The following is a 977-nucleotide window of genomic DNA, read 5'->3' on the forward strand; positions in this document are numbered from 1 at the left end:
GCGTAAGCCCGAGCTCGACCGGCGGATGGTGCAGGAAGATATAGGCCGCCTTCCCCGCCACCTCGGCGAGCCTGGCATCGAGCCAGCCGAGCCGGTCGTCGCACAACTCGCCGGTGACGCGGCCTTCCGCCAGGCTGTCGAGGAAAATGAGCCGCCCTTCCGGCGTGTCGAAAACCGACTGCACGAAACCGTTTCCGTCGGTCCCGTTTTCCGGGAAGGCGGCGATGAGGTTGGCGCGCCGGTCGTGGTTTCCAGGCAGCAGCCGGTAAGGCACGGCAAGCCGGCTCAGCGCCGCCTTCAGGTCGGCATAGCTGTCGGCCTCGCCGTCGTCGGTCAGGTCGCCGGTGAAGATGCAGAGCGCCGCATCGCTGTGGCGCTGATTGATATGGTCGATGCAACGATCGAGCCGCTCATTCAGGTTCGCGCCATATCGTATCTCGCGCAGACGACCGAGATGGACGTCCGTAACCTGGATGACCTTCATGCCCTGAACCCTCAATCAAAATGTTCGCAAAAGCCGACGGAAAGGGATCATCCTTGGAGCGCCGGCTCCGGCACAGAAGCCTTGAACACCTCCAGCCTACCGCCTGTCTCCGAGGAGAAGAAGTGCAGGTCCGATTCGGCGAACTGCAGGCCGATCGTGCTGCCCGGTTCGGGGTGGACGGCCTCAGACGTCACGACGGAGAACGGCGCGCCGTCGAGATCGACATAGATGACACGGCCGGCGCCCAATTCCTCGATGAGGTCGACCGTCGCCGCGAGCGCTCCGGGCGTCCCCGGCGCCACCATGCGCACCGCTTCCGGCCGGACGCCGACCGCGACCTTCGAGCCCACGGCAAGGCCCGTGCGCGACACGCTGAGCTTGCGGCTGCCGCCGAGCAGCGAAATGCCGTCGAGCGTCACCGTGCCTTCGAGCATGTTCATCGCCGGCGCGCCGACGAAGGTGGCGACGAAGCGGCTTGCCGGCCGGCCGTAGA

The 977-nt window shown here is 66.2% G+C and carries 2 protein-coding genes; both read right to left on the reverse strand.

Annotation, left to right across the window (positions count from 1 at the left end; genetic code table 11):
• On the reverse strand, positions 1 to 484 hold a 484-nt coding region (locus tag EOA24_RS39325), incomplete at its 3' end, for a metallophosphoesterase (protein WP_189354652.1).
• Between the two features lie 47 nt (positions 485 to 531).
• Positions 532 to 977: TOBE domain-containing protein (locus tag EOA24_RS39330; RefSeq protein WP_127410902.1), on the reverse strand; the 446-nt coding region annotated here is incomplete at its 5' end.

Origin of the sequence: Mesorhizobium sp. M2A.F.Ca.ET.039.01.1.1 (assembly GCF_003998035.1) — a bacterium.
Lineage (GTDB): Bacteria > Pseudomonadota > Alphaproteobacteria > Rhizobiales > Rhizobiaceae > Mesorhizobium.